Here is an 8361-nt window from a genome sequence, read left to right on the forward strand (position 1 = left end):
GCACCGCCCTCGGTACCGTCGAAGCGTGTCTGACCTGCCCGCCTCCGCGCCCACCCTGTTCACCTGGGAGTTCGCCAGCGATCCCTACCCCGCGTACGCCTGGCTGCGGGAGCATGCCCCGGTACACCGGACCACACTGCCCAGCGGGGTCGAGGCCTGGCTGGTGACCCGGTACGCGGACGCCCGGCAGGCGCTGGCCGATACCCGACTGTCCAAGAACCCCCTGCACCACAGCGATGACGCGCAGGGCCGGAGCAAGGTCGGCATCCCGGGCGAGCGGAGCGCCAACCTGATGACGCACCTGCTCAACATCGACCCGCCGGACCACACCCGGCTGCGGCGCCTGGTGTCCAAGGCGTTCACCCCGCGCCGGGTGGCCGAGTTCGCGCCCCGGGTGCAGCAGTTGACCGACCGGCTGATCGACGACTTCGCCGCGCGCGGCACCGCCGACCTCATCCACGAGTTCGCCTTCCCGCTGCCCATCTACGCCATCTGCGACCTGCTCGGGGTGCCGGCCGAGGACCAGGACGACTTCCGGGACTGGGCCGGCATGATGATCCGCCACGACCTGCCCGGCGGAAAGCGGACGCCCCGCGGCGGCGTGGCCCGCGCGGTGAAGAGGATGCGCGGCTACCTGGCCGAACTGATCCACCGCAAGCGCGAGGAGCTGGGCGCCAGCGAGCAGGACGACGACCTGATCTCCGGGCTGATCCGGGCCAGTGACCACGGGGAGCACCTCACCGAGAACGAGGCCGCGGCGATGGCCTTCATCCTGCTCTTCGCCGGCTTCGAGACCACCGTCAACCTCATCGGCAACGGCGCCTACGCGCTGCTGCGCGAGCCGGCGCAGCGCGCCCGCTTCCAGGACGCGGTCGCACGCGACGACCAGGAGTGGCTGTCCGGCGCGGTGGAGGAGCTGCTGCGCTTCGACGGGCCGGTGGAGATCGCCACCTGGCGCTTCGCCACCGAGCCGATCACCCTCGGCGGACAGCGCATAGCCGCCGGGGACCCGGTGCTGGTGGTGCTCGCCGCGGCCGACCGCGACCCGGAGCGCTTCCGACGGCCGGACGTGCTCGACCTCTCCCGGGCCGACAACCAGCACCTCGGCTACGGCCACGGCATCCACTACTGCCTGGGCGCCCCACTCGCCCGCCTGGAGGGCCGTACCGCCCTCGCCACCCTGCTGCGCCGGCTGCCCGACCTGCGGTTGGCGGCGGATCCGGACGACCTGCGGTGGCGCGGCGGACTCATCATGCGCGGACTGCGCACCCTGCCGGTGGAGTTCACCGCCCGCCCGGAGAGCAGCGGAAAGTGACACCTCGTCAGACATGTGATCTTCGCGTGACCCTGGCTACATCGGCTTGAGACCCTCGGGAGCCCCGGCTATCTTCGACCCCCGACCCAAGCCGTCACATGAGAGGCCACCGCATGCGCTCCGGGAACGGTCGGCATCGCCGCCCCCGCCAGGCTCCGGCATTCGTCGTCGCGGCGGGGGTGACCGGCGCGAGCATCGCCATTCCGCTGCTGGGAGCCACCAGCGCGAGCGCCGCGGAAGCGCACACCTGGGACCGGGTCGCCGAGTGCGAGAGCGGCGGCCTGTGGAGTGCCAACTCCGGCAACGGCTTCTACGGCGGTCTCCAGCTCACCCTGGAGATGTGGAAGCACTACGGCGGCACCGCCTACGCCCCCCGCCCGGACCTGGCCAGCCGGTCCCAGCAGATAGCCGTCGCCGAGGCCATGCTGGCCGACCGCGGCCCCCAGGGCTGGCCCAGCTGCTCGGTGGAGGCCGGTCTCACCGAGAACGGCAAGGCCCCCCGGGTGGACCCGGGCAGCATCGAGGCGCCCACCACGGACCCCTCGACCGGCCGCACCGCTGACGAACCGTCGGCGCCCTCCGGCACCACCAAGCCCTCGCGCGACCAGGACCGGACCGGCGACCTCGCCGACTCGGCCGACACCGAGGAGTCCGGCACGCCGTCCGGCGGCTCCTCCCGCGGCGCCGACGACCGCGGCGCCGACAAGAATGACCAGGACGAGCAGGACGGCAAGGGCGACCGCGGCACCGGCAGCCGCGTCGACACCGGCGACACCGCCCCGGGCGAGACCGGCGGCACCGAACGCCCCGGGGGTGAGCGCGGTCACGCCGGCGCTCCCGGCACCGGACGCACCGGCACCACGACCCCCGGCACCGGCAAGCACCGCGGCCAGGTCGACGAGCGCGGTCCCGAGCACGACGGCCGCACCGGTGGGCGGCACGCCTCGCGCGGCGACGGCGAGCGCACCGGGAAGCCCGCGGAGCGGGTCCGGGCGGACTACACCGTACGGACCGGTGACAACCTGTCGGCCATCGCCGAGGAGTACCGGGTTTCGGGTGGCTGGCCCGCGCTCTACCAGGCCAACACCGAGGTGATCGGCGACGACCCGGACCTGATCCTGCCCGGCCAGCACCTCGAACTCCCCAAGGCCGGGAAGTAGTTCGCCCACGGTGGGCCGCCGCCCCGTGCGACGGCCCACCCGCGCGGCACGGACGGCGCCACCGCGCGACGGACGGCGCGCCGCGGCCGTGGACGACGGGCCGCCGGCAGCCGTGAGGCCGGGCCGCGAGGCCGCCGCGCCCCAGTGGCACACCGGCCGGCCCAGCCCCCGGCGGCGGCGCCGCCGGCGGCCCTTCGCCCCCGCGCACCGGCCGGCTCCGGCCCTCCGCGGCGGCGCTCCCGGGCACTCCGGCCGCGCGGCGGATCCGCACCGGACACCGCTCACCGGTCCACCGGGGATGACGGCACAGCCCTCAGGCAGGGCGTCGGACGGGAACCGTCCGCCGGGCCGGTTAGGCTCATGCTGCAGACGCAGACCCACACGAAGGAGATCCTCGTGCCGTCCATCGACGTCGTCGTAGCTCGCGAGATCCTCGACTCGCGAGGCAACCCCACGGTCGAGGTCGAGGTCGGCCTCGACGACGGCAGCACCGGCCGTGCTGCTGTGCCGTCCGGCGCCTCGACCGGCGCTTTCGAGGCCCTCGAACTGCGTGACGGGGACAAGAACCGCTACGGCGGCAAGGGCGTGGAGAAGGCCGTCCTCGCCGTCATCGAGCAGATCGGCCCGGAGCTGGTCGGCTACGACGCCACCGAGCAGCGGCTGATCGACCAGGCCATGTTCGACCTGGACGCCACCCCGGACAAGTCCTCGCTCGGCGCCAACGCGATCCTCGGCGTCTCGCTGGCCGTCGCGCACGCCGCCTCCGAGGCGTCCGACCTGCCGCTCTTCCGCTACCTGGGCGGCCCCAACGCCCACCTGCTGCCGGTCCCGATGATGAACATCCTCAACGGCGGCTCGCACGCGGACTCCAACGTGGACATCCAGGAGTTCATGATCGCCCCGATCGGCGCGGAGTCCTTCTCCGAGGCGCTGCGCTGGGGCACCGAGGTCTACCACACCCTCAAGGCGGTGCTGAAGGAGCGCGGCCTGTCCACCGGCCTGGGCGACGAGGGCGGCTTCGCGCCGAACCTCGACTCCAACCGCGAGGCCCTGGACCTGATCCTGGAGGCCATCCGGAAGGCCGGCTACACCCCGGGCCAGGACGTGGCGCTGGCGCTGGACGTCGCCGCCTCCGAGTTCCACAAGGACGGCAAGTACGTCTTCGAGGGCCAGGAGCGCACCGCCGCGGAGATGACCGCGTACTACGAGGAGCTGGTGGCCTCCTACCCGCTGGTCTCCATCGAGGACCCGCTGTTCGAGGACGACTGGGACGGCTGGAAGACCATCACCGCCAAGCTGGGCGACAAGGTGCAGCTGGTCGGTGACGACCTGTTCGTCACCAACCCGGAGCGCCTGGGCCGCGGCATCGAGGAGAACGCCGCCAACGCCCTGCTGGTGAAGGTCAACCAGATCGGCTCGCTCACCGAGACGCTGGACGCCGTCGAGCTGGCACAGCGCAGCGGCTTCAAGTGCATGATGTCGCACCGCTCCGGCGAGACCGAGGACGTCACCATCGCCGACCTGGCCGTCGCCACCAACTGCGGCCAGATCAAGACCGGTGCCCCGGCCCGCTCCGAGCGCGTGGCCAAGTACAACCAGCTGCTGCGCATCGAGGAGATCCTCGACGACGCCGCGGTCTACGCCGGTCGCTCCGCCTTCCCGCGGTTCCGCCCCGCCGGCTGAGGCCCCGCCGGCCGGCCGCGGGCCGGCCGGCGCACCGCCCCGTCGCAGGCGGGTCCCCGCACACCGGTCCCGTACCGTGTGCGGGGACGCACGCACAGGACCGAAGAGAACCGAGGAAGGGCGAGGCGGACATGGGCGCGGACCGGGACCGGTTCTCCACCGCGACCAGGCTCAGGGCGCTCGGCGAGAACGCCGCGGCCCGGGTCTACCGCGCCCGGGGCCGCCGCAACCGGCTCACCGGGCGGGCCGCGCTGCTCGCCCTGGTGCTCTGCGCGCTGGTGGTCGCCCTCGCCTACCCCATACGGCAGTACGTCGCCCAACGCTCGGACATCGCCGAACAGCGGCGCCAGGCCCAGCAGGCCCGGGAGGAGAACGAGCGGCTGCGCGAGCAGAAGGCGCGGCTGAAGGACCCCGCGTACATCGAGCGCCTGGCGCGCGAGCGGCTGCACTACGTACGTCCCGGCGAGACCGGCTTCATCATGACGGGCAGCGGCCGGGACGACGGTCGCGGCGCCGACCGGGGAGCCGCCGGGCTGCCCTGGTACCGCGCCCTGCTGGACGGCCTGGACGACGCCGACCGGCCCGCGGGCCGCCGCTGACCCGCGCACCCGGCACCGCCTCGGCGACCCATCCCGGCCGACCCGGCGCCACCTCCGCAATCCCACCCCGACCGAAGAGAACCCTCCATCCATGGACACGCCCCCTCCGCAGACGGAGCACACCCCGCCCACCGAGGCGGACATCGCCGCGTTCAAGGAGCAGCTGGGCCGCCCGCCGCGCGGTCTGCGCGCCATCGCCCACCGCTGCCCCTGCGGCAACCCGGACGTCGTCGAGACGGCGCCCCGGCTGGAGGACGGCACGCCGTTCCCGACGCTGTACTACCTGACCTGCCCGCGCGCCGCGTCCGCCATCGGCACCCTGGAGGCCGAGGGCGTGATGAAGGAGATGAGCGAGCGGCTCACGACCGACCCGGAGTTGGCCGCCGCCTACCGGGCCGCGCACGAGGACTACATCGCACGCCGGGACGCCGTCGAGGTGCTCCAGGGCTTCCCCAGCGCCGGCGGCATGCCGGACCGGGTCAAGTGCCTGCACGTCCTGGTGGGCCACTCGCTGGCGGCCGGCCCCGGGGTGAACCCGCTGGGCGACGAGGCCATCGCGATGCTGCCGGAGTGGTGGCGCAAGGGCCCCTGCGTGACCCCCTGCGCCGACGCGGACGGCGGCGCCGAAGCGGGCGGCGAGAGCGCGGAGGGCGCCCAGTGACCCGGGTGGCCGCGATCGACTGCGGCACCAACTCCATCCGGCTGCTGGTCGCCGACGCCGACCCTGCCACCGGGGAGTTCACCGAGCTGGACCGCCGGATGCAGATCGTCCGGCTGGGCCAGGGCGTGGACCGTACCGGGAGGCTGGCCCCCGAGGCCCTGGAGCGCACCTTCGCGGCCTGCCGGGAGTACGCCGAGGTGATAGCCGAGCACGGGGCGCACCGGGTCCGGTTCGTGGCCACCTCGGCCTCCCGGGACGCCGAGAACCGCGCGGAGTTCGTGCGCGGGGTGGTGGACATCCTGGGCGTGGAGCCCGAGGTGATCAGCGGGGACCAGGAGGCAGAGTTCTCCTTCACCGGCGCCACCCGCGAGCTGGTGGGCAGCGGCCTGGACCGGCCGTACCTGGTGGTGGACATCGGCGGCGGCTCGACCGAGTTCGTGATCGGCGAGGAGCGGGTGCGGGCCGCGCGCAGCGTGGACGTCGGCTGCGTCCGGATGACCGAGCGCCACCTGGTGTCCGACCACCGCTCCTCGCACCCACGGATCGCCGATCGGCCGACGGCCGCTCAGATCGCCGCCATGGAGGCGGACATCGACGCCGCCATCGACCTCGCCGGGCAGGCGGTGCCGCTGACCGAGGCGCGTACCCTGGTCGGACTGGCCGGCTCGGTCACCACCGTGGCCGCCATCGTGCTGGGGCTGGAGGAGTACGACTCCACCGCCATCCACCACGCCCGGATCTCCGTGGACCAGGTCCGCGAGACCACCCGCCGACTGCTCGGCTCCAGCCATGCCGAGCGCGCCGCGATCCCGGTGATGCACCCGGGGCGGGTGGATGTGATCTCCGCCGGGGCACTGGTCCTGCTGAAGATCATGGAGCGCACCGGGGCCCGCGAGGTCGTGGTGAGCGAGCACGACATCCTCGACGGAATCGCCTGGAGCGTCGCCTAGGTCCTGGTCTCAGGGCCTGGCTCCGGCACCCCCGCGGCCTCGCGCCAAGGGGGCTGCCGCCGGCCCCGGGACGGGTATCGCCTGAGCGCCCCGCACACCGTGTGAGCGGGGCAAAGCCGGTCGAGCGCCGGTCGCGGGGCGGTTTGGCGCGCCCTGGAGAAAAATGTTCGTGAAATCCTTCACATGAAAATGCGGTCGGCCGACCGCATCCTGGTGTCGTTCGGTCCGTTTCGCGACATCCGACCGGTCCGCCGGGGCGCTTCCGGCGTGCTTCCCGGACCCTCTCCGACTGGCCCCGGGAGGGGGTTCGCGGACGCTGTTTCAGCTGCCCGGGAGCTCGCAATCCCTGATCAACAGGGGTGAACAACGTCTCGGGCGGTGATCTGGTTCCCCGCCGCGAGTATGGCGTGGGTCACGAGGGCGGCGGAGTGTAACATATGCCCTTTGAAGCTTTGTGAAGGGGCTCACGAGCACCCCTCCAATGGGTGCTGGATACTCGAAACATGAGCACCACGGAGCGTCCCAGGATCCTCGTAGTAGGCGGTGGGTACGTAGGCCTGTACGCGGCGCGCCGCATCCTGAAGAAGATGCGGTACGGCGAGGCGACCGTCACGGTCGTCGACCCGCGTTCGTACATGACGTACCAGCCCTTCCTCCCCGAAGCCGCCGCCGGCAGCATCTCCCCGCGCCACGTCGTGGTCCCGCTGCGGCGTGTGCTCCCCAAGGCGGAGGTCCTCACCGGCCGGGTCACGACCATCGACCAGGACCGCAAGGTAGCCACCGTGCAGCCGCTCGTCGGCGACGCGTACGAGCTGCCCTTCGACTACCTGGTGGTCGCGCTCGGCGCGGTCTCCCGTACCTTCCCGATCCCCGGCCTCGCCGAGAACGGCATCGGCATGAAGGGCATCGAGGAGGCCATCGGCCTGCGCAACCACGTCCTCGAGCAGCTCGACAAGGCCGACTCGACCACCGATGAGGCGATCCGTCGCAAGGCGCTGACCTTCGTCTTCGTCGGCGGTGGCTTCGCCGGCGCGGAGACCATCGGCGAGGTCGAGGACATGGCCCGCGACGCGGCCAAGTACTACCCGACGGTCAGCCGCGAGGACATGCGGTTCGTCCTCGTCGACGCCGCGGACAAGATCCTCCCCGAGGTCGGCCCGAAGCTCGGCCAGTGGGGCCTGGAGCACCTGAAGAAGCGCGGCATCGAGATCTACCTCCAGACCTCGATGGACTCCTGCGTCGACGGCAAGGTCGTCCTCAAGAACGGCCTCGAGGTCGAGGCCGGCACCATCGTGTGGACCGCGGGCGTCAAGCCCAACCCGGCGCTGGCCCGCTTCGGCCTGCCGCTGGGCCCGCGCGGCCACGTGGACGTCGCCCCCACCCTCCAGGTCAAGGGCACCGACTACATCTGGGCCGCCGGCGACAACGCCCAGGTGCCGGACCTCGCCGTCGGCGAGGGCGCCTGGTGCCCGCCGAACGCCCAGCACGCGCTGCGCCAGTCCAAGGTGCTCGGCGACAACGTGATCTCCGGTATGCGGGGCTTCCCGCAGCGTGACTACAAGCACGCCAACAAGGGCGCCGTGGCCGGCCTCGGCCTCCACAAGGGCGTCGCGATGCTCGTCTTCGGCAAGACGAAGATCAAGCTGAAGGGCCGTCTGGCCTGGTACATGCACCGTGGCTACCACGGCATGGCCATGCCGACCTTCAACCGCAAGATCCGCGTGCTGGCCGACTGGACCCTCGGCGTCTTCCTCAAGCGCGAGATGGTCTCCCTGCGGGCCATCGAGAACCCGCGCGAGGAGTTCTACGAGGCCGCCGCGCCGGTCACCGCCGCCGCTGCCAAGAAGTCGGACTCGCCGGCCAAGGCCGGCTGACCGCCGCCCGGCACGTACCGGGCCGCAGCACTGACGCCACAGGGCGTCCGCCATCCGTGGGGCGGACGCCCTGTGGCGTACCTGTTCCTGCCGGGGGAGCCGGGGGAGCTGGGGGAGCC

7 protein-coding genes are annotated in these 8361 nt (G+C 72.6%); all 7 read left to right on the forward strand.

The genetic code is table 11. The annotated features are described in order from the left end of the window. Nucleotides 1–25: 25 nt before the first annotated feature. The 7 genes from E4099_RS24955 to E4099_RS24985 all read left to right on the forward strand — a co-directional run bounded on the left by E4099_RS24955 (nt 26) and on the right by E4099_RS24985 (nt 8242). Nucleotides 26–1315, forward strand: coding sequence for a cytochrome P450 family protein (locus tag E4099_RS24955; RefSeq protein ID WP_135341366.1), 1290 nt, complete (start codon nt 26–28; stop codon nt 1313–1315). Nucleotides 1316–1428: 113 nt separating this feature from the next. Continuing rightward, nucleotides 1429–2475, forward strand: a complete 1047-nt coding sequence (locus tag E4099_RS24960; RefSeq protein ID WP_135341367.1) for a transglycosylase family protein — start codon at nt 1429–1431, stop codon at nt 2473–2475. Between the two features lie 396 nt (nt 2476–2871). Continuing rightward, the gene (gene eno / locus E4099_RS24965; RefSeq protein ID WP_135341372.1) at nt 2872–4158 is read left to right on the forward strand and encodes a phosphopyruvate hydratase; all 1287 of its coding nucleotides are present in this window, start codon (nt 2872–2874) and stop codon (nt 4156–4158) included. Between the two features lie 131 nt (nt 4159–4289). Beyond that, entirely contained in the window at nt 4290–4757 is a 468-nt protein-coding gene (locus tag E4099_RS24970) for an FtsB family cell division protein (RefSeq protein WP_135341368.1), read from the forward strand. A gap of 91 nt (nt 4758–4848) precedes the next feature. After that, nucleotides 4849–5418, forward strand: a complete 570-nt coding sequence (locus E4099_RS24975) for a DUF501 domain-containing protein (protein WP_135341369.1) — start codon at nt 4849–4851, stop codon at nt 5416–5418. Next, on the forward strand, nt 5415–6368 hold the full coding sequence (locus E4099_RS24980) for a Ppx/GppA phosphatase family protein (RefSeq protein ID WP_135341370.1): 954 nt from the start codon (nt 5415–5417) through the stop codon (nt 6366–6368). The genes E4099_RS24975 and E4099_RS24980 overlap by 4 nt, the downstream gene beginning before the upstream one ends. Before the next feature lie 503 nt (nt 6369–6871). Next, nucleotides 6872–8242 (forward strand): NAD(P)/FAD-dependent oxidoreductase, encoded by a 1371-nt coding sequence (locus E4099_RS24985; protein ID WP_135341371.1) that lies wholly within the window; start codon nt 6872–6874, stop codon nt 8240–8242. Nucleotides 8243–8361 lie beyond the last annotated feature (119 nt).

Origin of the sequence: Streptomyces palmae (genome assembly GCF_004684805.1) — a bacterium.
GTDB classification, from domain to species: Bacteria; Actinomycetota; Actinomycetes; order Streptomycetales; family Streptomycetaceae; genus Streptomyces; species Streptomyces palmae.